This is a genomic window from Bradyrhizobium uaiense, assembly GCF_010811875.1.
In the GTDB taxonomy this organism is placed as follows: domain Bacteria; phylum Pseudomonadota; class Alphaproteobacteria; order Rhizobiales; family Xanthobacteraceae; genus Bradyrhizobium; species Bradyrhizobium uaiense.
This window is the reverse complement of the sequence record NZ_VKHP01000138.1, coordinates 1-24647: the sequence shown is the minus strand read 5'-3', so window position 1 is coordinate 24647 and position 24647 is coordinate 1. Positions and strand designations below refer to the sequence as shown.

General features: G+C 58.0%; 23 protein-coding genes, 1 tRNA gene and 1 pseudogene. 15 read left to right on the top strand and 10 right to left on the bottom strand.

What is annotated here, in order from left to right; all coding sequences use genetic code 11:
* The 3 genes from FNJ47_RS28085 to FNJ47_RS28075 all read left to right on the top strand — a co-directional run.
* On the top strand, positions 1–717 hold a 717-nt coding region (locus FNJ47_RS28085; RefSeq protein ID WP_163159008.1), incomplete at its 5' end, for an ABC transporter substrate-binding protein.
* 59 nt (positions 718–776) lie between these two features.
* Positions 777–1565: an ABC transporter ATP-binding protein gene (locus tag FNJ47_RS28080; protein ID WP_163159006.1), complete on the top strand. Its 789-nt coding sequence runs from the start codon at positions 777–779 to the stop codon at positions 1563–1565.
* A 22-nt stretch (positions 1566–1587) separates the two neighbouring features.
* Positions 1588–2784, top strand: coding sequence for an acyl-CoA dehydrogenase family protein (locus FNJ47_RS28075; protein WP_163159004.1), 1197 nt, complete (start codon positions 1588–1590; stop codon positions 2782–2784).
* A 126-nt stretch (positions 2785–2910) separates the two neighbouring features.
* On the opposite strand, the gene FNJ47_RS55545 is transcribed toward FNJ47_RS28075, so the two are convergent.
* Entirely contained in the window at positions 2911–3051 is a 141-nt protein-coding gene (locus tag FNJ47_RS55545) for a VapC50 family PIN domain-containing toxin (protein ID WP_488226098.1), read from the bottom strand.
* 150 nt (positions 3052–3201) lie between these two features.
* On the opposite strand from FNJ47_RS55545, the gene FNJ47_RS28070 reads away from it, so the two are divergent.
* Positions 3202–3369 carry a hypothetical protein gene (locus tag FNJ47_RS28070; RefSeq protein WP_163158975.1) on the top strand — a complete coding sequence of 56 codons (168 nt, stop codon included), beginning with the start codon at positions 3202–3204 and terminating at the stop codon, positions 3367–3369.
* A 1279-nt stretch (positions 3370–4648) separates the two neighbouring features.
* On the opposite strand, the gene FNJ47_RS28065 is transcribed toward FNJ47_RS28070, so the two are convergent.
* Positions 4649–5125 (bottom strand): hypothetical protein, encoded by a 477-nt coding sequence (locus tag FNJ47_RS28065; RefSeq protein ID WP_163159002.1) that lies wholly within the window; start codon positions 5123–5125, stop codon positions 4649–4651.
* A 150-nt stretch (positions 5126–5275) separates the two neighbouring features.
* On the opposite strand from FNJ47_RS28065, the gene FNJ47_RS28060 reads away from it, so the two are divergent.
* Complete coding sequence (locus FNJ47_RS28060; RefSeq protein WP_163159000.1) at positions 5276–6061, top strand: class I SAM-dependent methyltransferase; 786 nt, start codon at positions 5276–5278, stop codon at positions 6059–6061.
* Between the two features lie 737 nt (positions 6062–6798).
* Here the strand turns inward: FNJ47_RS28060 and FNJ47_RS28055 are convergent.
* Positions 6799–6874, bottom strand: a tRNA-Ile gene (locus FNJ47_RS28055).
* 798 nt (positions 6875–7672) lie between these two features.
* Here FNJ47_RS28055 and FNJ47_RS28050 point away from each other — a divergent pair.
* Positions 7673–10777: an efflux RND transporter permease subunit gene (locus FNJ47_RS28050; protein WP_163158998.1), complete on the top strand. Its 3105-nt coding sequence runs from the start codon at positions 7673–7675 to the stop codon at positions 10775–10777.
* A gap of 804 nt (positions 10778–11581) precedes the next feature.
* Positions 11582–12532, top strand: coding sequence for a sulfite exporter TauE/SafE family protein (locus FNJ47_RS28045; RefSeq protein ID WP_236000131.1), 951 nt, complete (start codon positions 11582–11584; stop codon positions 12530–12532).
* Positions 12533–13198: 666 nt separating this feature from the next.
* Here the strand turns inward: FNJ47_RS28045 and FNJ47_RS28040 are convergent.
* From FNJ47_RS28040 to FNJ47_RS28025, 4 genes are all read right to left on the bottom strand, one after another.
* Positions 13199–13339, bottom strand: coding sequence for a hypothetical protein (locus FNJ47_RS28040; RefSeq protein ID WP_163158996.1), 141 nt, complete (start codon positions 13337–13339; stop codon positions 13199–13201).
* A gap of 127 nt (positions 13340–13466) precedes the next feature.
* Entirely contained in the window at positions 13467–13631 is a 165-nt protein-coding gene (locus FNJ47_RS28035) for a hypothetical protein (RefSeq protein ID WP_163158994.1), read from the bottom strand.
* Between the two features lie 440 nt (positions 13632–14071).
* Positions 14072–14578, bottom strand: coding sequence for a PIN domain-containing protein (locus tag FNJ47_RS28030; RefSeq protein ID WP_163158992.1), 507 nt, complete (start codon positions 14576–14578; stop codon positions 14072–14074).
* Between the two features lie 3 nt (positions 14579–14581).
* Positions 14582–15646, bottom strand: coding sequence for a helix-turn-helix domain-containing protein (locus FNJ47_RS28025; RefSeq protein WP_163158990.1), 1065 nt, complete (start codon positions 15644–15646; stop codon positions 14582–14584).
* Positions 15647–15840: 194 nt separating this feature from the next.
* On the opposite strand from FNJ47_RS28025, the gene FNJ47_RS28020 reads away from it, so the two are divergent.
* The 7 genes and pseudogenes from FNJ47_RS28020 to FNJ47_RS27990 all read left to right on the top strand — a co-directional run bounded on the left by FNJ47_RS28020 (position 15841) and on the right by FNJ47_RS27990 (position 20881).
* Positions 15841–16785 (top strand): CBASS oligonucleotide cyclase, encoded by a 945-nt coding sequence (locus tag FNJ47_RS28020; protein ID WP_163158988.1) that lies wholly within the window; start codon positions 15841–15843, stop codon positions 16783–16785.
* Between the two features lies 1 nt (position 16786).
* Entirely contained in the window at positions 16787–17287 is a 501-nt protein-coding gene (locus FNJ47_RS28015) for an HORMA-1 domain-containing protein (RefSeq protein ID WP_163158986.1), read from the top strand.
* Positions 17284–18180 (top strand): AAA family ATPase, encoded by an 897-nt coding sequence (locus FNJ47_RS28010; protein WP_163158984.1) that lies wholly within the window; start codon positions 17284–17286, stop codon positions 18178–18180. The genes FNJ47_RS28015 and FNJ47_RS28010 overlap by 4 nt, the downstream gene beginning before the upstream one ends.
* Positions 18180–19346 (top strand): hypothetical protein, encoded by a 1167-nt coding sequence (locus FNJ47_RS28005; protein ID WP_163158982.1) that lies wholly within the window; start codon positions 18180–18182, stop codon positions 19344–19346. The genes FNJ47_RS28010 and FNJ47_RS28005 overlap by 1 nt, the downstream gene beginning before the upstream one ends.
* On the top strand, positions 19343–19897 hold the full coding sequence (locus FNJ47_RS28000; RefSeq protein WP_163158980.1) for a 3'-5' exonuclease: 555 nt from the start codon (positions 19343–19345) through the stop codon (positions 19895–19897). The genes FNJ47_RS28005 and FNJ47_RS28000 overlap by 4 nt, the downstream gene beginning before the upstream one ends.
* Before the next feature lie 73 nt (positions 19898–19970).
* Positions 19971–20168 (top strand): annotated as a pseudogene (locus FNJ47_RS27995) (hotdog family protein); the annotation flags it as partial.
* 509 nt (positions 20169–20677) lie between these two features.
* Positions 20678–20881, top strand: a complete 204-nt coding sequence (locus FNJ47_RS27990; protein WP_163158978.1) for a hypothetical protein — start codon at positions 20678–20680, stop codon at positions 20879–20881.
* Between the two features lie 379 nt (positions 20882–21260).
* Here the strand turns inward: FNJ47_RS27990 and FNJ47_RS27985 are convergent, their stop codons facing one another.
* Positions 21261–21614, bottom strand: a complete 354-nt coding sequence (locus FNJ47_RS27985) for an IclR family transcriptional regulator domain-containing protein (protein WP_430649419.1) — start codon at positions 21612–21614, stop codon at positions 21261–21263.
* Between the two features lie 1006 nt (positions 21615–22620).
* On the opposite strand from FNJ47_RS27985, the gene FNJ47_RS27980 reads away from it, so the two are divergent.
* The gene (locus FNJ47_RS27980; protein WP_165445904.1) at positions 22621–23775 is read left to right on the top strand and encodes a TlpA disulfide reductase family protein; all 1155 of its coding nucleotides are present in this window, start codon (positions 22621–22623) and stop codon (positions 23773–23775) included.
* A 262-nt stretch (positions 23776–24037) separates the two neighbouring features.
* Here FNJ47_RS27980 and FNJ47_RS27975 read toward each other — a convergent pair whose 3' ends face one another.
* Positions 24038–24370, bottom strand: coding sequence for a glycosyltransferase family protein (locus tag FNJ47_RS27975; RefSeq protein ID WP_163158976.1), 333 nt, complete (start codon positions 24368–24370; stop codon positions 24038–24040).
* Positions 24367–24647, bottom strand: a 281-nt coding sequence (locus tag FNJ47_RS27970) for a glycine betaine ABC transporter substrate-binding protein (RefSeq protein ID WP_283811300.1), incomplete at its 5' end; no start/stop codon positions are given. The genes FNJ47_RS27970 and FNJ47_RS27975, both read right to left, overlap by 4 nt.

Below are 24647 nucleotides of genomic sequence, written 5' to 3'. Positions count from 1 at the left end.
CAGATCGAGGTGCCGCATCCCGGCAACGAGCAGCAGTCGCAATGGCTGTCGATCCGGCGCGCCAAGCCCGATTACGTGGTGTTGCGCGGCTGGGGCGTGATGAACCCGGTGGCGTTGAAGACCGCGCAGAAGGTCGGCTTCCCGGCCGACCACATCATCGGCAACGTCTGGTCCAATTCCGAGGAAGACGTGATCCCGGCCGGCGACGCCGCCAAGGGCTACATCGCGATCACGACGCAAGCATCCGGCGAGCAGTATCCGGTGCTGCAGGAGGTGATCAAGACGGTTTATGGCGCCGGCAAGGGCAATCTCGACGACAAGAAGCGGATCGGCAGCGTCTACCACAATCTCGGCATCGTGAACGGCATCCTTAATGTCGAGGCGATCCGCATCGCACAGGCGAAGTTCGGCAAGCGCACGCTGACCGGCGACGAAGTGCGCTGGGGCTTCGAACACCTGCAGCTCGATCCAGCGCGGGTCGAAGCGCTCGGCGCCAAGGATCTGTTCCACTCGATCAACGTCACCTGGGACAATCACGAAGGCGACGGCTGCGTCACCTTCCAGCAGTGGGACGACGGCAAGTGGAAGGTGGTCTCCGGCTGGATCGCGCCGGACTGGGCCTTCCTGCGTCCGATCATCGAGAAGTCGGCCGCCGCCTATGCCAAGGAGCACGGCATCAAGGTGCGGACCTCCGGCGACGATCCCGTCAGCAACTGACGCCGCGACAGGCGCGGGAGCTATCCGGCTTCCGCGCCCTTAACGTCATAGGACAGCAGATGAGCGAAACCCTGCTCTCGGTCGAAGGCCTGGCCGCGACTTACAACCACGCGATCGCGGCCGTCAGCGACGTGTCGCTTGCCGTGCGGGGCGGCGAGATCGTCGCCGTGCTCGGCGCCAACGGCGCCGGCAAGTCGACCACGCTGCAGGCGGTCTCGGCGCTGCTCTCGGCGCGTCGCGGGCAGATCACCGCCGGACGGATCGTCTTTGACGGCCGCGATCTCGCGGGCACCTCGGCGGCGGCGCTGGTACGCGCGGGCCTCGTGCCGGTGCTTGAGGGGCGGCATTGCTTTGCCTCGCTGACGGTCGAGGAGAACCTCATCACCGGCGCGATGGGGCGTGATGCGCGCAGGGTGGAGATCGCCGCAGACCTCGACCGCGTCTATCAGCTGTTTCCGCGCCTGAAGCAGCATCGCCGCTCGCTCGCCGGACTGACCTCCGGCGGCGAGCAGCAGATGACGGCGATCGGCCGGGCCCTGATGTCGCGTCCGCGGCTGCTGGTGCTCGACGAACCGTCGATGGGCCTCGCGCCGCTGGTCGTCGAGGCCATCTTTCGCGCGCTCAAGCAGCTCAACAGCGAGCAGGGGCTGTCGATCCTGGTCGCCGAACAGAACTCGACCGTGGCGCTGCGCTTCGCCGACCATGCGGTCGTGCTCGAGAACGGGCGCAGCGTGCTGGCCGGCCGCGCGGCCGAACTGCGCCAGCGCGCCGACATCAAAACCCACTATCTCGGCGGATCGTCGCAGGGCGATCAGGGCCGGAGGCAGCCGCGCGAGGCTGTCGCATGATTGCAACCCGGAGAAACTGACCATGGCTAACGACAATCTCGCACGCAAGATCGACGACGACGTTTATGCCAGGCTCGATGCCGCCATCGACGCGACGGTGAAGGTGAATGCCGACCGCAACGATCGCGAGAGCCGCTTTCCGCGCGAAAATCTTCGCGCCCTGGCGGAGGCCGGCTGGACCGGCGTGCTGAATGAGCCGCAGTTCGGCGGGCTCGGCCTCGGCCATCTGGATTTCGCGGAAGCCGCCTACCGGATCGGGCAGGCCGATGCCTCCACCGGGCTCATCTACGTCATGCATGTCGGTGCGGCGCAGACCATCAATCTGTTCGGCAACACCGATCAGAAGGAGCGCTGGCTGAAGGCAAGCAATGGCGGCCTGCTCGGCACCTATTCGACCAGCGAACGCGCCACCGGCGGGCACTGGTGGTACAATCTGTCCGAGGCCTCGCGCGACGGCGACGATTATCGCGTCAACGCCGAGAAATCGTTCACGACGAGTTCGGGCCAGGCCGATTATTATGTGGTGCAGACGCGCACGCCCGGCGCCAAGGACCAGGCCGACATCATCTTCTTCATCGTCGACGGCAAGGCCGAGGGCATCGAGTCCCGTCCCTGGGATGCGCTCGGCGTGCGGGCCAACCATTCCGGGGCGATCCGCTACAGCAATGTGCATGTGCCGCAGCGCGACCGGCTCGGCGCCGAAGGGCAGGGCAAGGAGATCATCTATGACGGCGTATCGCCGGTCTATCTGATCGGGCTCGGCGCGGTCTGGGAAGGCGTCGCACGCGGCGCGTTGAACGCGGCGATCGCCCACACCACGAGCTTCGTGCACAAGGACAGGAACAAGAGCCTGTCGGATTATCAGGCAATCCGTCAGGAGCTCGGCGCAGCCAAGGTGCTGGTCGAGACACTGCGGCCGTGGCGCAACGAACTCGCGGGCAAGCTCGACGCGCTCTGGCGCGCCGGCAAGCCGCAAAGCGAAATCCTGATCCCGCTGACCGAGTTCAAGGTGCACGCCGCCGAGGTTGCCAACAAGGTCGCCGCGACGGCGCTGACGGTGACGGGCGGCTACGGTTATCACCGCGGCCCGATCGAGCGCGCCTATCGCGACGCTCGTGCAGCGATCGCGATGGGGCCGTCCAATGTCATCGCGCGCGACTGGATCGGTAAGGCAGTGGTCGGTCTGCCGCTGGAGCTCTTCTACGAGGGGGGAGAGTAAGTCGAATAGGGGGACATCCCCAACCTTGGCGCACATGAGATGTCTCTCTTGTGGAATAGCTCTCCATTGCCGGTGGGGATGCTAGAGCGACCGGGACGTGTGCTGTCGGGAGGTCAACGGTCTCGATCAGACCAGTGGCGTCCATGTCCACAGCAAGACTCCCACCGTCTTCTCAGGGCGCCTTAAACGGAGCCTTATCTGTCGAATGGCAGCTAGGGCGCGTCCGAGATCAAGAGCGATCCTGTTGGCGATAATTGGATCCGCCATTTTGCTTCGATATTGAGGTCGATAAGGATATTCATCATCGCCCGCCTTCCCGAACTCGCTATTGAGGGCATCCCGAGAGAGAACGAGGAGAGGGGCAGATAATGTAATGGCGCCATCGGGACATCCAGGATTCGAACAAAGGACCGGCGGGTGCCGGCGCTAGCGCTACGACCGTACGGTCCCGAGTCGGTCTGGCAGCAGGTCGGCCAGCGGCTCCTCGACGATGCCTGCGCTCGGCTGACCGGCCGTCAGGAAGATGAGGTCGATCCCGACGAGCCTGATCCGGATGATTTCCCGGCCGGTCCGAAGTGGCCGTGATCGCGCTACATTCGTGCTCAAGATTTCAATGGTTCGGCCCTGCAAGACGCGGGCGGCGCGAAAAATCAGCCGAGAGCGTGCAGTCGGGCGTGGCAGCGGCGACGCCAGAGACGTCGGCGGGTCCGCAGGATATCCGAAATGCGCCTGCTGCGGCGAGACAGGAGATCCGTCTCCAAATCCACCGCGATCGAGGCCAATCGGTACGCTCCCCCGACCATCCGCGTGACTTCCTCGTCCCCGATCGGACGACAGTACCGATCGGCGATCCGAGCGTTACCGACGAACGTGCCGGTCTCGACGTCGATACAGGTGAGGGTGCCCGGGCCCGCCGGATCTTCCGGTCCTGAGACGATTACGTGGCAGTCCCGATAAGGCAGTTTCCGCCTGCAGATGCTTGAGGGGGCCGAGGACACGTCGCACTTCCATTTTTAGCGCCGGCCAGGCACGTCGCCTGCGGCAAAGTTTCTTCGTGCGCGGGAGAAGCTCTCGCGTGTGCTTCGAGGATTGGCCAGCGGCGGTGAACGAGTGCCGCGAACGATCGCTATAATTTGAAACGTTCCGGCGAAGGGCGGGGCCGGTTCATTTAATGGGAAAGAACCCGTTGCCTTCGAGACCTCGGCTCTGGCGATTTCCCAAGGATTCGTTGAGGAAGACTCGAACGAGCATTCCATCAGGATCGCAGGCGGCGTTCCAGCTTAAGCTTCTGGAGGGCAGAACGAGTTACCAGCGGCATGGATACGGCGCCGATGTGAGACTATGGATGGAGGGCTTATGGCGTTGGTGAGGCTGCTGATGCCTCCCCGGGGCTGAAGAGTGGGATCGCAGAGGGTGGCCGAGAAGCATCGAGACTGTGCGCGATGTTCAACCGGAAGGTGCTTCGGATCTATCGGAACTGGTCGACCGCCATCTATGATGCCGGGTTGCATTTCGTTTTGGTCTAGTTGAGCTGGAGGAAATGACCGCCGCAGATTCCTTGCGGGTTGGCCTTCCGCATCGTCGGCGGCATAGGGCAGGTTTGCAGGATCAGGGCGGACTACGAGGGCCGCTTCCTCGAAAAGCGAGGTTTCCTGATACGGACCGCAAGAAGGAACGGCTTGGCGTTCGCCAACAGCGTCGCTGCCGCAGAATTGGACGCGCGTCCCGCGGCCAGACGCGCGATCGACGAACGGGCCCGTCAGGCGCAATCTCGAATTCAAGCGAACGAGGATTACAAGTCTGTTGAGTAGAAATCTGACTCTCAGAAAGTACGTCGGCGTGTCCCGTTGTCAGACCGCGAGCGTTAGTTACCAGTGACCGAAGCGCAAAATGGTACGGTGAAGCAGATATCGCGCTTCTGGTGATCGAAAACGAGGCTTTCGATCGTCGTTCGACGACAGGATTCTCTCGGATCGGCCGACCAGCCGGATCGCGACGTAGTGCGGCTGAGACCTGACTGAATTGAACGCCAATCGGGCCGAGGCCAAAGTGCCAGATACCCGATGATCAACTGATCATCTGCACTATGAGCATGCTGTTCGACGGCATCCCCATCATGTTGGTAATGATCATCGACATACCGATCATCGGCATCGTCGAGTGTCGGCCGTGACCAGCAGCAGCACGAGCAGAAGAGTTGGCTCATCCCCGCCTGATACCGGCGCCAGCCGCCTGCTGGCCATGCGAAATTCGGCGCCCATTCTTCGAATTGCACCTGCGTCGGGATCTTTGCCGCGTCAATCTTGGACTTTGCTGAATTTGGTAGTCGCAGCAGCAGCAAATCAGCTGTTCTTATGGTCCGAAATCGAGTCACTCTTACCTGTCTCATGAAATGCTTCTTCGAAACAACCGCTTTTCAGAGGATCGATGAGATAATTTCGTCGGGGTCGGCGAGAGCAATTGATTTTGTGTAGTCAAAGGGAATGACGCGATGAAAGAAACGGTTGATAATCGCCTATTGGCAGCAATTGATCGGTTAGCGAAATCTTCCAGCGAGGTAGCCAAAGCTTTGTCGACAATGCTGAGCAAGCAGGACATTGCAAATGAACACCTGCGCAAACTTGTAACCGCTGCGGAAATGTACGGCCTACCCAGAACAAATCATAGCTTGTTTCGTACTTTGTCTGTGATTGCACAAGAACGAGCGATTGAGATAATCCGTACAGAAATGCCTGATGCTGTCTTTTTTGCCGACCATGATGAGTTCAGGTTTGATGCCTTATCAAAAGCGGATGCGGGTGTTGCTCTCGAGTTCGGCGTCTATACCGGTTACACCATCAGCACCATGGCCGAGCGATTTCCGGAGCGGAAGTTTTATGGCTTCGATAGCTTTAATGGCCTGCCGGAGCGCTGGAATGGATACCTTCCAGTGGACTTCGATCGTGGAGGCAAGGCGCCTGACGTTCCGGAGAACGTAGAGCTTATTGTTGGTCTGTTTGATGAGACGATTCCGTTGTTTGCTCAGCGCAAGCTGCCCGTTGCGTTCATCCACGTCGATTGCGACATATATTCAAGCACAAGAAGTATCTTTACGGGGCTCAAGTCTCAGATTCGTCCAGGATGCGTTATCGTGTTTGACGAATACTTCAACTACGTAGGGTTCGAGAAGCATGAAAGACTAGCTTTCGACGAATTCATCCGTGAGACCAACTATGGTGTTAATTGGATATCGTATTCGGGGCAACAGGCCGCTTGTGTACTGACGACGGGTGCGTAGTGCCTACAGTCGGGCCGCAGAAATGCGTGGTCGGTGCGGCAATAGTTACATTAGCCTTCAATCTTGATCGATTGAATTTGGCAATCGACAATTTCACTCATTGATATTGCTGGTCGCCATAAGGCTGGTGCGGGGAGCAGCAGCGGCATGCTTTTACACTCTTCTATGGCCATTGTATCGTCTGTGGGAAAGCCCTCAAGTAGAGGCGTGTTGGAACGCTCTGCTTACCAGATTACTGGCTATTCCGTGGAGACGTTCATTTCGTTCTCGGCGCGAGCGGACATATTGCCGGCGCGATCAATGCTGCATCTGAGAACAGGAGAAGCGATTGGCTGTCGGCCAATCGAAGCGATGAGCCGGAGACCTGGCTCGCCCATGCGGAGGAGAAGCCGGGGAGCTGGTGGAACAACTAGATGGGGTGGCGTAAGTCCTGGACGGAGGAGCGTTTGCTGCACGCTCCCAATTTGGGAGTAACCTCTACCCTCCGGGCGAGCCGGCGCCTGGCCCGGATCGCCGGCTGTGGTGCCACGTCGACCAGCAGGTTTCATGAGGCAGATTTCCTGAAGGCACCACCCTCGGTTTTCTCAAGCTCAAAAATCGGCAAAAAAACGAGGGGAAATTCGGCCGTCGTCTCAGTGACGATTCGTTCGTAAAACGAAATCGAGTCGCTCTAAAAGAGCAAATCGAGTCGTTCAAAAAGTGTCCTCACATATTATTATTATTATTATTAACGAAATTGGTGGGCCCGGCAGGACTCGAACCTGCAACCAAACCGTTATGAGCGGTTGGCTCTAACCATTGAGCTACAGGCCCCGCCACTAGAAGGCGGCGGCGCGGCATGCTGGCATCGTTACAGGTTGTCTGCCGCTCCCGCAAGGTTCAGTCACACTTCCGCGCCCGCGCTTCGGACTTCTCCGCATACGTTCCTTTCCCGTTCTGTAGCTCGAAGCGTGAATTCGGTGCGAAGGCCTGCTTTGGCGCAGTTATCATGTGTCGTTATGAAGGCGCGCGACGTGCGTAGAATCAGCAGGCCGCGCCGGCGCGGAGTCATAAGATACGGTTTTTCCAACCTAGCGAGCTCTTCACTGGTGTTGAGGCGGGCGATGCGGCTTCAGCGTTCCGTTTTGACAAAACCTTGGTATAGGTTTGACAGCCCATCCTATATTACCCACCCACCTTTGTAGAGTTGAGCATCCATCAGATCGTTTCTACTTTGGACATCGAGGCCGGATCATTCGAACGAGCGATCGAAGCGAAGCCTTGAGCTGGCTTGATTCCTTGCTGGAAGTCGTTGCGTTCCATCAAGGTCTGAGGACGAAACTACATGGAAACAGGTGAGCCCAATTCCACGTCTCGAGGCGGCCCGCAGGCTGCTTAAGCGCAAAAAGACATGGATGTTTAACTTGGGAAGTGCGCCCGTAATTCGAGGTCGCGGTCGGTGATGAGAAGGGCAGGGCCAAGCAACCACGATGTAAGAAGCGCAGGACTGAGCTCCCTACTTGGGAGCGTGTGCCTTTGGATCAGGCGTTTCCAGTTCCCAAATTTTACGTGCATTAGCCGCGGGCAGCGCGACCTGCTCGCGAATTTGCGTTACCTTGAATGCGAGTCGAGATGGCATTTACCGAACTTTTCATCAAACGCCCGGTGTTGTCTGTCGTCCTCAGTCTCCTGATCCTGCTGATCGGACTTCGCGCGGCCACCGTTCTGCCGATCCGGCAGTATCCCAAGCTGTCCAATACGGTCGTCAATATCACGACTTCCTATCCTGGCGCGTCCGCCGACATGATCCAGGGGTTCATCACCGCTCCACTAGAGCAGGCCGTCGCTTCCGCCGAGGGCGTCGACTACATCACTTCCTCATCGGTACTCGGTACGTCGACGATCCAAGTCTACATAAAGCTGAATTTCGATCCCAACGAGGCGCTCACCGAGGTGCTTTCTAAGGTCAACTCAATCAAATATTTAATCCCGAAGGAATCAAACGATCCAGTCGTCACTAAGGCAACGGGTCAGGCGACCGCTGTCATGTATATCGCTTTCTCCAGCGAGGAACTGACGGCCAGCGCGATTTCTGACTATCTCTCGCGCGTCGTGCAACCGGTTATGTCAACCGTTGATGGCGTCGCCGCGGCAGACATCCTGGGCGGCCAAAGTTTTGCGATGCGGCTATGGCTCGATACGGCGAAAATGGCAGGGCGCGGTGTATCGCCGGCTGATGTTTCGGCTGCAATCGCCGCCAATAACTTCCAGGCGGCGGCCGGCCAGACCAAGGGATATTTCACTATCTCCGACGTCACGGCAAATACCGACCTACGGAGTGTAGATGACTTCAAGCGCATGATCGTTAAAGCCAATGATGGTGGCTTTGTGCGCATTGAGGACATTGCGACAGTCGAGCTTGCCGCGCAGACGACAGACGTCAGTGCCGTCATGAACGGCGAGCGCGCGGTCGTCATCGGCGTGCAGGCGGGTCCACAAGGCAATCCGCTGAACATAGTGCGAGGTGTTCGCGCGCTGTTTCCAGAAATGGAGCGCAACCTGCCGCCATCGCTCAAGATGAAAGTGGCCTACGATTCAACGAAATTCATCCAATCGTCGATCGATGAAGTGGAGAAGACGCTCATCGAGGCCATCGTGATCGTGGTGGTGGTGATCTTCCTGTTCCTGGCCTCGCTGCGATCGGTCGTCATTCCCGTCGTCACCATTCCGCTGTCGCTCGTTGGCGTCTGCAGCTTGATGCTGGCGCTGGGGTTCTCATTCAACCTCCTGACCCTGCTTGCGATGGTGCTCGCGATAGGTCTTGTGGTCGACGACGCGATCGTCGTGGTGGAGAACGTCCATCGTCATCTAGAGGAAGGGGCGCCGCCCCTGCAGGCCGCCACGAGGGGAGCGCGCGAGATCGTGGTCCCCGTTGTCTCCATGACGATTACGTTGGCGGCCGTATACGCCCCCATCGGCTTTCTCGGTGGCCTCACCGGTGCGCTGTTCCGCGAGTTCGCGTTCACGCTGGCCGGGGCGGTGATCGTGTCTGGCGTGATCGCTTTGACGCTGTCGCCGATGATGTGCTCGGTCTTTCTAAAGAGCGCCGAGGAGGGGCGGTTTGCAAGATTCTCGAACCGCGTGTTCGCTGCCATGACATGCTGGTACAGCCGCAAGCTTGATCGCTCGCTCGACTATCGCCCAATTACCTGGCTGTTTGCACTGACCATGCTGGGCCTTGTCGGCTTTTTCTATGTGCATACCTCTAAGGAACTTGCACCCGAGGAGGATCAAGGTATCGTATTCGCACTCACGAAAGCGCCGAAATATGCCAATATCGACTATCTCGACTATTACGGTGCCAAGCTCGAAAAGGCATTCCGAAAGTTTTCCGAGACCGATTTGAGCTTCGTGCTCAACGGTAGTGGCGGCTCGCAATCAGGCATGGCCGGAATGTTGCTGAAGCCATGGGACGAGCGCAAGCGATCATCGATCGTGCTTAGGTCCCTTGTTCAAGCCGAGCTGTCGAAAATCGAAGGCATTAACGCATTTGCTTTTAGCTTACCGGCGCTTCCGGGCGGATCGGACGGCCTGCCCGTTCAGATGGTGATCAATTCGACGCTTGGCTTCCAATCCGTCTATGAGCAGATGTTGAAACTGAAGGACGCCGCGCGCAAGAGCGGTCTGTTCATGGTTAGCGACTCTGACCTCGAATTCAACCAGCCGGTGGTGCGAATCAAGGTCGATCGGTCCAAGGCCAACGATCTTGGCATCACCATGCAGAATATCGGCGACGCGCTGGCCACCCTACTTGGCGGAAACTACATCAATCGTTTCAATCTGCAGGGCCGCTCCTACCAGGTGATCCCGCAGGTGCCGCGCGAGAAACGCATGGCCCCGGAAGCGATTGGGAACTATTATGTAAAGACTGCGACGGGCTCGATGCTTCCGCTATCTACCGTCGTCTCGGTCGAGACTGCGACTGATCCGAACGCGCTCACCCACTACAACCAGCTCAACTGCGCGACCTTTCAGGCCGTGCCGATGCCTGGGGTCACGATCGGTCAAGCCGTGGACTTTTTGGAAGCAGAGGCAAAGAAGCTGCCGGCGGGTTTCAGCCACGACTTCCTTGCCGACGCGCGACAATATGTGCACGAGGGTGACCAACTTGCCATCACCTTCGCATTTGCACTGATCGTCATATTCTTGGTGCTTGCGGCGCAGTTCGAAAGTCTGCGCGATCCCCTCATTATTATGATCAGTGTACCCATGGCAATTGCCGGCGCCTTGATACCACTATTCTTTGGCTGGGCGACGATGAACATCTACACTCAGGTCGGGCTTCTGACGCTGGTCGGTTTAATTGCCAAGCACGGGATCCTGATGGTTGAGTTCGCCAACGAGCTGCAGCTCAAGGAGAGACTTGACCGTCGCTCGGCGATAGAGATGGCGGCTCGCGTCCGACTTCGTCCAATATTGATGACGACGGCGGCGATGGTCACAGGCGTGGTACCTTTGTTGGCGGCAACAGGAGCTGGCGCCGCGAGCCGCTTCTCGATTGGGCTGGTGCTCGTCGCGGGCATGTCTATCGGCACGCTGTTCACGCTCTTCGTCCTGCCGGCGGTCTATGTCGCGATCGCCTCCGATCACCGTGTCGATGCGAGTCACGGTCACGCGAAGAAGGGCCCCAAGTTCGACTTCACCAGCGCTGCCGAGGCCCAGCCGGCCGAGCAATGACGTTAAGATCAGGCCGGATTGACTGATTACTGCTCTACGGTAGGGACGTTTCTTGCCAAACGTGGTAATGCCCCGAAATTCGTGGGGGGACCAAAGGACGGTCTCTCGCGGCGGCGCTCCTCTCGACCCATCGTTCGCCCGCGGCAAAGGACTGCCTCATAGAGGGGAAAGAAGATCATTTCAAGGTGTCGGCGTCGTGAACGGCGGAGCCTCAGGAGGGGCGTAACGCTCCGTTGCATCGAGATCTTCGCGCCATTGCTGCCGAGGTTGCTGCGCATCGGGCGCTCGAAGAACACGTCAACAATCCGCTGTTGCTTCGCCACGATGAATTGCCGCACGTTCACCGCAGCCGAACGTTGGCCACCGCGCCGCGCGCGGAGAGAATTAATGCGTTCTCGAGCAGAAGACGGCTCTTCCATCATCCAAATTTCTCTTGAAAGAGAAATTACTTTCTTTCGTCTGGCCGCGTTGAATTGCTAGCTGAAAGAGATGAACTCCGGTCTGATCCGCCTTAGGGTGGCTACCGCAAGTGCAATTCTGTGGGATTGGAGAACTGGTTGTCCGCACTTACACGGATGCTGGCGCTGTTGCGATTTCGAAGGCCATTGGTCGAGCAAGCTGAGGCGCATGGCTGGGTGATTTAGTTAGGTAGCGGGGAGTACAGCGCCGCTTATTGTTGCACAACTGCAGCCCATAACAGGGAGCGAATGTAGAAGCTCTGCACTCGACCGCGGCCATCGCCATTATCAAGGCGGCCGGAGCCCGTAAGCGAGTGGTCAGAATCTTTCGCAATCTTGAAGACCAATGTTTACGCCTGATTCCCTGGCGGGATTGGACGCCCTCTGGCGTGAGAAAGTTAAGGAAATGCCTGGGTTTGATGCTTCTATCTGGTTCCTGGCCGCAACGACGTGTTTTGCGGCTTTCGTAAACGGAGCTATTGGCTACGGTTTTTCGTCGCTCACTGTGCCGCTTGCGCTGGTTTTCTACACCAATCGCATTCTCAATCCTGCCATCGTCATCGTCGAAGTCTTCGTCAACGTCTACGTGCTCCTCATCAATTTGAAGGGCGTACCGGCGGTTTGGAGACGCGTGTTTCCCATCTTGGTTGGACTCTTGCCAGGCATTGCGCTTGGCGGCTATGCATTGGCTTCACTGCAGCCAGGCTGGATCAAATTCGCCACCTACACGATCATTCTTCCTTTGATCCTGCTGCAAGCCGCCGGTTGGCGCCGCCCTATCGAAGCAAGCTGGCTGATCAGTCTGCCATTCGGATCGATGCTGGGCATCCTCTATTCGGTGACGACTATCTCCGGCCCGCCCTTGGCGATGCTGTTTAACAATCAGGGCCTGGTCAAAAACGAATTTCGCGCCGGCCTTGCCCTGGTGCGCGTGGCGGAATCGAGCGTGACCGCTTTGGTCTATTGCAGGCTCGGTCTGTTCATTTCCGAAAGCGGCAGTCTTCTCCATGTCTTAATACCCAGCGTTGTGCTCGGCATCCCGCTGGGATCCTACGTCATTCGCCGACTTGATCCGGAGATATTTCGACGCATCTGCATGAGCTTCGATGCTTGGATCGTGGGCTTCGGTTTGTCACGGGTTCTGATCGAGCTCAATCTAGTGCAGAGCGCATGGGCTTATAGCGTGATGGCCGCGACGATATTGATCGATCTTTGGTTGTTATACTCGTTCCTTACCACGCGGCGTTCGAGCTGGTCAGAGCGGCGACCTCGGCAAGGTGCGGGTATAAGCGCTTGAACGATGCCAGCGGGCGCCTTGATGTCGAAGGCACCCGTCCTGGACCTGGCCAAGCGATCGCGGAGCTAATTGAATTGATGTGCTCGCGGCGCCGCGCTGCCCCTTTCGGTGTCGATGAGAACGGCATGAACATCCAGCTAATTGCTCCAAAGACAACACAGCGCACGAGCCAGATATCCAATATCAGAGGAAAGCCAAGAACATGTGTAGGCTGATGTTCTTGCCGTTCCATCCGAAATGGTGGTGATCTTCGTCAGTGCACACTAACCTTGAAAGACCGGATCCCCCGAAATACGAAGACATTTGGCACGGCGTAGGGGATCACCAGCCTGAAGCTGGGAATAAATGGAATCTCACAAGTATTGGACCGGCATTGACGGCTTGCGCGCGACCGCCGTCTGACCTGCCACCGAACATTCATTCAACAGCAGTTAGAGTCTCGGGGTCCGGGAACGTACGATCCGTACATTAAGCAACAAGCCCACCCTTTCGAGTGAGCCCAGTGCCGGTCCACAAACGCAGACCCCAGGGCGCAATGCCCATACTCGTAGTATACAATGAGACCGGCTTATTTTCCGATCTTTGCACGACCGGCGTCGGTAATTTGCAAAGTCCCATTGTGCTCCGCTGCCCAACCTTGAGCAGCGACATGCGCGGCGATCTTCTTTAGCTTCGCTTCCACTTCTGTGACTGCGTCAGCATAAACAAATCGCGCAGATCGCTCTGTCCCGGCTTCTCCAGCCAAATTAGAAATACGATGGAATCTTGCTCCATTTGCGGGTCCGGCAACTGGTCGATATCGGTCAATGAAATTCCTGGCACTCTGATCTCCGTTGAAGTCGCCTTCCCATGCGCAACAAAAACCGCTCCCATGTTAGGAGCAGCTTCTGCTTTTCGTCCAGCACTGCGAAGGCAGATTACTTGCCTACGCACCCTATTCTAGCACGCCCGCGCCAATGAGGTAGTCGATATAGTTCGTCGGTCCCTCCATCACGGTATCGCGCCAGTGCTTGAAATTCGCCGGCTCCAACGCCTCTACTGGCGGCGCGTAGTTTTCGGTCAGCCACTCCACCACCTGTTCTAGAAACCGATTGAGCACCTCACGCCCGCGCGTCGAGCGCGCGATCTTGTACGCCTGCCCCGCGACTGCTCATGGAGATCAAGGCAAAACCTTACGACAAATCGCTTGGCCGCATGTTCGGGCTGCCATCGTTCGTCGTGCGACCTTCTTAAGCCAACTTCACGATGCTGGTGGTCAAAGGCTTCGCGCGGGGCCACATTCAGCTCCTTTCAGTCAATAAGCCTGTCGAAGCGTAGCAGCGGACTGATGACCCTAACGCTTGTTCCCATCGATCATGACGAACTTTGCCATGGCTGGTCATGGATCGTCACTGACGAGGATGTCCGGCCCAGTAGGTGAGCCTTAAGAATGGCGGTCGCTGCCCCTGATCGACGGCCGATGTTTATCCGTTTGTAGCGCTGCATTCAGAATTGGCTGCGGCGTCCTAACGGATAGGTTTTTCGTGGGGGGGATGTGACCTATCCTTCGCGAATTTGCTCAGCGAAGCGAGCCAATCGGCGGCCCACTTCCTGCACTGGAAGCCGGCATCTAGGATGAGCGAAGAGAGTGTTCAGTCCGTCGTGCAGTCGATTGATGGCGACATGATTGCCATCGGCGAACTGGTCGAACAACCAAAGGACGCCATGCATATCGATCCGTTCGGCGGTGGCGAGCTCGCGTAATGTCCCATCGCCCGTAAGCAAGGTCCATTGGCGAGACTGAGCGATCGCAAAGGCGAAGGTGTCCGGAACGGAGAGACGTGCATTCTGCCGCCGAACTGTCGTGGCACTGCTCAACTCGACAGGCGTCAGGACTTCAACGCGAAGTCCCAACCCCACCAGCTTATCGCCAAGTTCGCCCGCCAGTTCCCGGTCATAGAGAAGGTCAGGCACGGCGAACTCGAAGGGCAAACGGAACATGTCCGCAAGGAGCCGCGCCCGCTCGAGGTCAATCAGGACCGACGTGTCGGAGACGAGGACAGGCACGTATCAAGCCGCTACCTGATCCAATCTGGCGTCGAGTTCGCGAACCGATATGCCCAGCAGTTCAGCGGCGCGCGACTCCCCGATCACGCCTTCGGCCAAGGCTCGGTAGCAGAGCCGCTCGAAGCGCTTGGGCTGTTCCAACTCAGGCTCCATCGTCTCCGGCTCCTCGAAGGGCGCCGTCCTCCATCCTCGCTCCGCGAATATCTTGAACAGTCGGGCGAAGGCCGCCTGGCTGATGATGCCGAGGTCCTTGCAGCGATAAACGAGCGCCTGAATGCTCACCCCGAACCGCTTTTTAAGAGCGACAAGCTCACCGATGCTGATCGAGGAACGATGGACGCCGACTTCGGCGCGCAGCACGTCGGCCGGCATTAAGAACGCGCCGGCGAAGCGATGTGCCGCCTTTTCCTCGTCAACCCCACCGGACGGCGCGATGACCATATGGCCGAGTTCGTGCGCGAGGTTGAAGCGCTTTCGCTCCGACCACGTGCTGCGCTTAATGACGATGACGCGTGCGGCCGCGCGGTCCTTACGCCTGACCTTTGCAGCAAGGCCGTCGATATCGTCGAGATCGAACGACAGGATCTTGATTCCACGCTCCTCGAGCAGTTCGGCGAGCTGAGGGATCGGGTCATTGCCGAGCCCCCAATCATCGCGCACCGAGCGGGCCGCATCTTCAGCGTCACGCAAGTCAGCAACGGGATGTGGTGCGCTTCGCGGCTGTTCCCAGTCGACGCTGCGCATCTGAAGCAGATCCTCGACCGCGAGGTAGCGCTCGAGCATGTGAATGGCGCGCGCCTCAAGGACGGCCTCCTCCTTGGAGGAGGCTCCCACCTTCTTCCTGAAATCCACCCCCTCCAGGGCGATTTCATCCTCGTTGAGGAGATATTCTTCCGTGACGTCGAGCGCCTTTGCCAGGGCTATGAGGACGCGCGAACTCGGCATGTCCTCATTTCTTTCATACTTTCCAATGGCTTGGGCTGAGACAATCCCGTCTATGGCGTCCGAGAGGGCGCGCAGCGACAGGCCCGACGCCGATCGGGCTACTTTGAACTTGTTTCCGATCATGGCGGCCTCCTGATTCTAACGGTTTCCAATAGTACGATATGGACGCATAAATGTAAACTGCTACCCCTTGAAACCGGTTAGATCCTTTCCCATCTCGGGGCAGTGCTGTTCCTCATTCTCCGGTTTTGTAAACCGACAGGCACGGCGACCGCCGCAACATTAATGGTGCGAGCGGAACGAGCAAGGAAGGGGCGATGGCGTTAAACAACACGGAATTGCGCTATTACGACAGCAATGTCCTTCGCCTACCGGACGACAAGCGGAAGGAATACCACGAGCAGGTGGACCGCCTGATCGCCGAGCTGTGCAAGGGCGTGCGCGACAAGACCGAGATCAAGATCACCAAGGTGGTGAAGGCGGGCTCCTTCGCCAAATACACGATTCTGCGGAAGACCAGTGTCGATCCCGTTGATGTGGACGTCGTATTCTATATTTCGGGGCGCGACGCCGACAAGGAGACGCTCGATAATCTAAACAACACCATCTACGAACTGCTGATCAAGCAGTACCCCAACAAGTCAGTTGAAGATTTCGAAATCCAGCGCAAGGCCGCCACTGTGACCTTCGTCGGCACGGGGTTGAGCGTGGATATCGTCCCGGTGATTGAGGACGAGAAGCGGCCTGGTTTCGGCTGGCAGTTCGACATCCATGACGGATCGAAAATCCAGACCTGCGCGCCCTGCCAGATCAAGTTCGTCCGTGACCGCAAGAACCAGGACAGCGATTTCCGCGCGCTGGTGCGTCTGGCAAAGAAGTGGCGCAATCATGCGGAGATCAAGCCGCTCAAATCCTTCGCCATCGAGCTGATCCTGGCCCATGTGTTAGCGGCGCAGGGCAATTCGCGAAGCATCGAGCAGCGCTTCCGCAACTTCCTGCTCTATATCGCCCAGTCGGGACTGAAGGAGCAGATTAGCTTTCCCGAGAACAACCCGCCGTTCGGGACTTTCTCCGATCCGGTGGTAATCCTCGATCCGGTTTACAGCCTGAACAACGTGACCAGCCGGATTTCAGAGGCCGAGCGTAGGGAGATCGTCGCGGCCGCAGAGGCGGCGTGGGAAACCGCCAATTTCGCATCCGCTGAAAATGATAATGAGGTCTGGAAGGAGATCTTCGGTCCTCGCTTCAAGACGGAGGACTGAGATGAGCCAAACCAGCACTGCCACTGCCAGCGCTACCTATACATATGTTGACATCGAAAATGTCGTTCGCCGCGTAAAGGCGGACCTCGCTATGATCGCCGACAGTACCGGTGCCTGGACCGCCGCTGAGGCAACGAATTATGCCCATGACGTCGAGGTCCTGGCCAAAGCCGGCTATCTCGAATGGGTCGATGTCACGTTGCTCAGCCATGGCGTCGAAGTCAAAGCTGTCAGGTTCGAGGTCGATACCGATGCCGGGTCCTTGACCACGAGCCGGCCGGGCGGCGTCCTTTGGCCGAAGGTGGCCGGGGCGCATCTTCGCATCCTCCTTAACTACACCAATGCGTACACAAGCGCAGCGCGCGAGGCCATGAAGGACAAGCTCAAGATGGGATGGGTGCCGTCCTACGACGATAGCAGTCATTCGTCCCTGACGTCTTCAGGCGGCCGCAACTACGTCAGCAACGCCTATGGCATGCAGAGAAAGGATTGGGCAGAGTGAGTCAGCCGAGCATTTTTGATAGCGAAACCCCACTTCCAAGCGAGCCGCTCGCCAAGCGGGAAAAGACGTTGCTGGGGTTTTCCGCGCGCTATGCCCGTATCCACGATCAGCTCCGTCTCTTGCTGAACGTCGGCGGCTTGACCGATTGGAATCGCAAGCATCATGGCGGAAAGCTGGCGATCTGCGATCTCGTCGCCGAGCAGTATCCGCTGGTGATTTTTCACGGCGATGTCGGGACCGGCAAAACCGCGATGGCCGAGTGCATCGCGAACAAGCTCGTGGCCGAAGCCAGGAGCGAGGATTCCATCCTTTTCAAGCTCTCGAATCGCGTTCGCGGGAGCGGGATGGTCGGCGAGATGGGAACGCTCATCGCTGAGGCATTTCGCAAGGTGATCCAGTCAGCCGGCAAGACCCGCCGGGCCATCCTGATCATCGATGAGGGCGATAGTCTCGGCGCCTCTCGCGCCCAGGATCACAGTCATCACGAGGACAAGGTGGCCGTGAACACCTTGATCCAAGGCGTCGACGATCTGCGGCAATATGGCGGCCGCATCGTCGTCATACTTTGCACGAACCGGCTCTCGGTGCTCGATGCCGCACTCCGCCGGCGCGCCGCAATCATCGAAGAATTCAAGCGCCCAACGGATGAAGAGCGTCGACAACTCTTTCAAATGGATCTTTCCGGGCTAAGTCTGCCCCCGCCGCAGATATCCGAACTGGTGGCAGCTACCGGCGCGCGTGGCAGCCATCCAGCATGGACCTATTCTGACATCCGCACGCGCCTCTACCCAGCGGCGTTGGCCAAAGCCTTCCCAAAGGAGCCGTTACGGTACGAGCATCTGAAGTCAGCGGCAACGGCGCTTCATGCCTCGCCTGTCATGGAGGACAAGTGATGGCTCGGTCTCCGTTGCTTGGTCGGCGCATCCACATCTCCGGCAGCATTGTTGAAGATGTGGCCGTGGCTACGGCGAGCGATGTCAACTCCGCGCGCGACTTGGTCGCCGGTTTGGTGAAAGAGCTCGTCAAGCGAGGCGCAAACTTTGTGATCCCGGTCGATGCTGAACCGGTGCGGAAGTGCGACGGCCTGCCGATCTGCTTCGACTGGCTGATCTGGAAGGCGATCAAGAGCAGTCTGGCGCTGCGGCCCGCAAATGTGCCGGGCCCGTTTGCGATCGCGGTGCAGCATCATAAGACAGAAGATCAAATTCCCGACGCCTATGCAGATCTCTGGGACGAGTTGCGCGCCTCGCCACTAGTCAAAATCGAGAACGCTGCCCACTGGAACATGGCCAGCAAGCGAATGGAAGCGCAGGCGCAGTTCGGTGACATCTTGGTCGCCTTGGGCGGCTCCGAGGGCGTCCTCTTCCTGGCCAATCTTTATCATGATGCGGGCAAGCCGGTTGTTCCGCTTAACTTGGCTCTTTGCCCCGAAACGACGGGCGCGCGACGCCTGTACAATTTCGGATTGACCAGCAGCCAGAGCCGGCGGCTATTTCAGGTTGCCGAGGACGGTGACGCGCATGACTGGATCAACAAGATCCGCTTTCCGCCACGCCAATCCGTTTCCGATCGTGTTTCCGTGCTGGTAGAACTCCTTGAGTCCCTTGAAAAGCCCAAAGCGTTTGCCGTCCGGCTATTGAACCCTGATCTGCCCGACTATGCTGACGTCCAGAACTACTTCGACACTGTGGTTCAGCCGGTGATCGAGGGCGAGCTGGGCTATCGCCTTGTCGTGATTGACGGCCGCCAAGCTTATGAGCATTCCCGGATAGACCAGGAGATATTCGCAAAGCTCTATCGCAGCAGTGTTGTCCTCGCGGACATCACGGGCGCGCGGCCAAACTGCTTTCTTGAGCTTGGATTCGCTCTCGGTTGCGGGCTACCGACGATGGTGATGGTGCGTGAAGGCGCGAGCCTGCCTTTTGATATTACGACCTTCTCGGGGCTGCATTGGAAGACGATCGGTACTGCCGAAGACAGGCGGCGGGCGTTCCGGGAGCACTGGCAAGCGATCCGTAACCGACCTTCACTCGTTCAAACGGAGCCATTGATCTCATGAGCAACAAGCGCGAGGTCTTCGTCTCGGTTGACGTGGAAGCCGCCGGTCCGATTCCCGGCGAGTTCAGCCTGTTGTCTATCGGGGCCTGTTCCATTTACGAGCCGGAAAAGACATTCGCGTGCGAGCTGAAGCCGATCAGTCGGAACTTCGATCCCAAAGCTTTAGAGGTGAGCGGGTTCTCTCTAGATGAACTTGCGCTAAGAGGGCTTGCTCCTTCGGATGCCATGCAAGCTTTTACGGGTTGGCTCTCGACCGTAACGGGTCGGAATGCAACGCCAGTGTTCGTCGGGCTTAATGCGCCGTTCGATTGGTCCTTCGTAAACTATTATTTCCATCGATTTAGCGGTGGCAACCCGTTCGGCTTCACGGCGCTCGACATCAAGGCGCTGTATATGGGGGCGGCGGGCTGTAACTGGGGCGACACGCGCTCGAGTAAGATTGCTGAAAGGCTTAAACCAGCCTTGGCCGGGACGCATGATGCGCTGCGCGACGCGCTATATCAGGCCGAGATCTTTCGGCTAATTCGGTCTGAGTTCATGAATAAGAGCTAATACCGCATGTTGTAAATCGGCTCCCAAAGTTAGAAGACGATTGGTCCGGAAGCGCAATAAGGGGAACCGCACTGTGATAGCCTCTCTTGATGGCGAAATTCGCGACGGCCGCCATCACATGCAGGTCCGCGTTTACTTCGAAGATACGGACGCCGGTCAAATCGTCTATCACGCGAATTTTTTGCGCTTCATGGAACGCGGCAGAACGAATCACTTGCGCCTGCTCGGAACCAATCAGCAAGCCCTGCTCAACGAAGCGCAGACCGATGCATGCTTCCCACCGGGCTGCGGCGCCCGATTTTGAGACGTTTCCCGACTTGCTCTGGTCCCGTTCTTCTTTCGAGGTCTCAGTCGTTTCCGATACCGGTAAGTCGGGTAGGTAAGAGCCAAACCAGTAGGCTCCATTCTTTCGAACACTCCCTTCTTCTCCACGCCACAACGGCGCACGCCATCCGGCTTCGATCCCTTGCGTAAGGCCAAAGGAACACTTCGCCGGGAGCACTCGCTGAACGGGCCCGCCGTCATTGCATTCCGGCGTCGCTATCACTGCCCCGTCATCGGGTGCCCTTTATCAGATCGGACAGATGCAGGTGATCTTCGGTGAATTGATGCTTGGCTGCCGCTTTCCAATTGAAAGCGGGCATTTCCCCTTGAGATGGATGGAATTTCCAACGCTAGTAGTGGGGATGGCGCTGGAGCGCCCGCGTCCAGGAAAGCGCCTCTGGCGGCATCGTTAGCGTGAAGCGGCTGGCAGACTTAAGATCGAAAAACCACTGACGCATGTCCTACGCCTTGCTCGATACCTTTGCACACGAGGAGCCTCACGGCTCTGGTTTCTGCACTTTTCTCCAATCCAAAGTCGAGGAGGCTTACCTGGGCAGAACGATTCTCATCATCCCCATAGAACTCGCAGAACGGATGGTGAGCGTCGCCGCCATTGGGATCGACGAACCTGAAGTGGGCTTGCCGGAGAACGACCCTTGATGTGCGCGACTTTGCGGAGCGAACGACGCGAGCACCGAACTTGCCGCACGATGAGCATTGAATTTCGGCGCGGATCGCGTCGCCAAATGCGCTAAGAAGCTCGGCCCCATCGCGTTCCGATGTCGGCTGCACGCCTGTCATCAGCATCGCAAGCTGGTCGACATCGAGTTCGCGGGCGAATCTGACTGAAAAAGCAGTAGCTGGCATTTGCCCCCCAAACACGTTTGATCGTTATGCGTCGGGCGAAAGATCGACCGACGCGACAATACACTACATATCAGTATTTTTGCCGGAGACGCGTCTGCGTCGATCAACCGCCCAATAGACTACGAGAGCGCGATCTGAAAAAAAAACGTGCTGGTGGCGAGGATATTAATCCTCAAATCTCCTCGAGTGTTGCGTCCTCGCTGTCCGTCTGAAGAATGGTTTGCGACAGCAGCACGGCGGCTCTTTGAAGTGGGGGAATGAAGCGATCAAGCTCTACAAAGCTGACTCGTGCCGCGGGCACCGATACGCCAAGGCAGGCTATCAGCTGTCGGTCCGGGGAAACGATCGGAACTCCGCAGCCGACGACGCCCTTCACATATTCCTCATTGGTCTTGGCCCAACCTTGACGGCGTGTCTCTTCGAGTAGTCTTAGGAGGGTGTCGCAATCCACGATGGTGTTATCAGTTAGCCAATCTCGCCGACGCCGCCCCAGCAAGGCATCCAACTGCGGCGCCACCGATTGAATAGTTTTGTCCAGCTTGAGATCACCTATTGGCTCTCGAGCAGCGACTATGGCGGCGCAACTGTAGGCGTCAGATTGTGTTAGCAAGGGTAACCCCGCTCATCCCAATCAAACCGAAAGCGGAACATAATACAGTCGCGAGAAAGGGCTTTGTCACTTTGGCGATGCTTTCGCGGATAGCTTCTTCGCCTGGTATGTACAACTTGACGCTACGTGCGATTCAAGTCCCTTCGAGGGCTTGTTGCGTGAGTGCTTCCCATAGCTAGGACGAGTGGTCGAGTTGCCATCATTGGAATCTCTTTACCCGCGAGCTGCTTCTCTGTCGGAAATGAGGCAGACCGGTTAGAGGAAGCGGGCCGAGGTCATGCTAAGGCTCGATCTTGTCGTGTCATCCATGTCAGTTGAAGGTGGCCAATGTCGGAAACGTGACAAGGCCGCCCGCCATTTCAGAAGGTACGCTGACGTCTACGCGGATTTCACTCTCCTGAAGCAAGACCGGCATCAGATTCCGAGAGCGGCACGCGGATTGCTGGTATGAGCAGCAAAGAGCCGCGCGGCCAAAACCGTCGCAGCGGCTCCGTCCCAGGAGATGCACGATGAGACTTGCCCGATTTATCCTGATCAACGCAACTGTTATGCCGCTTATGCTCGGAAATGCGGGAGCGGCGAACATAAATGTGGCGGTGACCGCGCCCCCCCCCACCGAGCCGGCGAAGATTGCAGCGGGTAAAGCTGTTGGCGTCGACGCTTTCGGTAAGACCGTGTTTAACTTTGCATCCAGGCAGGCTACGATGGAACGTTCTTCTGGATCGATCCAAAGGAGGAGCTGGCAGTCGTTTTCATGGCGCAGACCCCAGGATCTACTCGCACCTACTATTACCGCATGATCAAGGCGCTGGTCGCGCAGGCACCTGGGCAACTGATCCCGAAGCATTCTTGCCGCCTTCGTCGAGAGCAGAATTAGTCTGAGAGAGTCGAGCAACCTTTGGCAATAGCTTTGGAGAGCAACATGGTGCTGCGCATGGAATCCTCGGCTCCTCCTATTAAAGTGCAGAGCTGGCTGCGGGGCCAGCCCCTGACGAACTTTCAGCCCGGGAAAGTGTACATCGTCGAATTTTGGGCGACTTGGTGCGGGCCATGTGTGGAGGCGATGCCCCATCTGGTGCAGCTGCAAGAGCAATACAGAGACAGGGGGCTCGAGGTCGTCGGAGTCGCAGCCAACGAAAGAGCCTCAACGACGAACGAGGCCCGAACCAAGTTGGACGCGTGGTTGACCGAAAAGTTTCCGAAGCTGAACTATCGGATCGCGTTCGACTACTCAGGCGAAATGGACAAGCTCTGGATGGAGCCCAGTTTTTCTTTCGGAATTCCCACGTCGTTCGTCGTCGACCGTGACGGCCAGATCGCCTTTATCGGACATCCGACGCAACTCGATGACGTTTTGCCGAAAGTTCTCGACGGCATCTGGCGAACTAGCGATGAAGCCAAAGCCGCCGATACGAACCGGACCGACGAAAACCAACGCATAACCCGCGAAATAGCGGTGCTCAAGCCAATCTACGCCAAACTTCAGCCGGCGATGGAGGCGGAGGATTGGAAAGCCGCGTTCTCGGCCGTTGAAGAGGGCCTTGCCTTGGTGCCTAATCAAATCGAATTCCGCCGGCTTCATGCCCATCTGTTGCTTCACAAAATGCGCGACATGCGGACGGGCCTGCCGGCCATGCGCCAATTGGTTCGCGACGCGATCGACCAAAGGTCCGAGCAGTGGATGACTATAGCTATAAGCGAACTCTTCGGTCCGGCGATTGACACGTCCCATCTCCCGCGTGCCGATCGCTTTGCGATGGGTAGGGATCTGTCCGAACACATCCTGGCCCTAAATCCCCCGCAAGGCGACGGCTACAAGTTCCTGGCATATGGGGCGGTCGCTCAATATTATTACGAGAGCGGCAACAAGGAACGCGCGATCGAGTTGGTGGAGCTGGCACTGAAATCGTTGGACCATCCGAAGCCTATGCAGGACAAAATGAAACAGCTCTACGTACCGCGGTTGCTCCAGGCCCTAGCCAGCTACAAGGGTGAGAAGGCTTGTTACGGAGAGTTTTGTTCGGCTCCGCAAAGCAAGTCTCCTGAAGAGCTGACGGAGGCGAAAAATGAAAAATAGGGGGCGATAATCGGAATTTGTTTACTGGCCATTCCTCCCATTCTCTGGCAGGCCAGTCGCAAGCAGAGTCCATGCAACACAGTTGCGGATCGTTTGCGGCAGGTTGGAGCTGCGAGTCTTGCGATGAGCGGATTCAGTGCGTCGCAAATCCTCCGTGTCGTCGATCTCCCAGCCGGAGTTCGTCGCGGCGCGGCGTGGTATCTCGGAGATGCTCGATCATGATCACACCCTGTTTGACGTTATAGTTGCGCGGTTCTCCGTGTCAGTGAGGTGCGGCTGCTGGGCCGCTGAAAATCCGTTCGGCTATGCCGAGGTCTATAGCGCTGTCCATCTCGAACCATCTAAGGCCATCGCAGAGCGCGCCCTTTATCCTCAGCTCGCCATCCGTGATTAGCCAAGCGAGAACCTCTTCGACATACGTGGTGTTGTCGCCGGAAGCGAAAAGGGCAACTAGCCGCGGGACAAGGTGCTCTTTCACCGTATCCTTGTCGAAACGGAAGAGGTTGATGGTCTTGTAGAGTGGCTCTGTCGATAGGTCGGCACTCCCTTGGTTCATACGGAATTCGCGCACGTAGCCGCCCTCAGAGAGCGTCACAGCCGATCCGGATGCGCGCGCCGCGGTGCCAGCAGCAGGACCGCATCGTAGGGCGGGATCGCGTGCTTGGGATCGGCCAGCGTCTCCAGGTCGTATTCCTTGATCCGTCCCTCGCTGGTATAGCCAGCGATGACGTCGACGTCGCCGCTAGCCACTGCCGCATACATGAAATCCGGCTGCATCTGTCGTTGCGTGCGGAATGAGAGGCCGTAAGCCTTTTGCAGGGCGGTCCATTCGGGGCGCGAGAAGAACTCGTAGTCGCCCGCAATCGACAGCG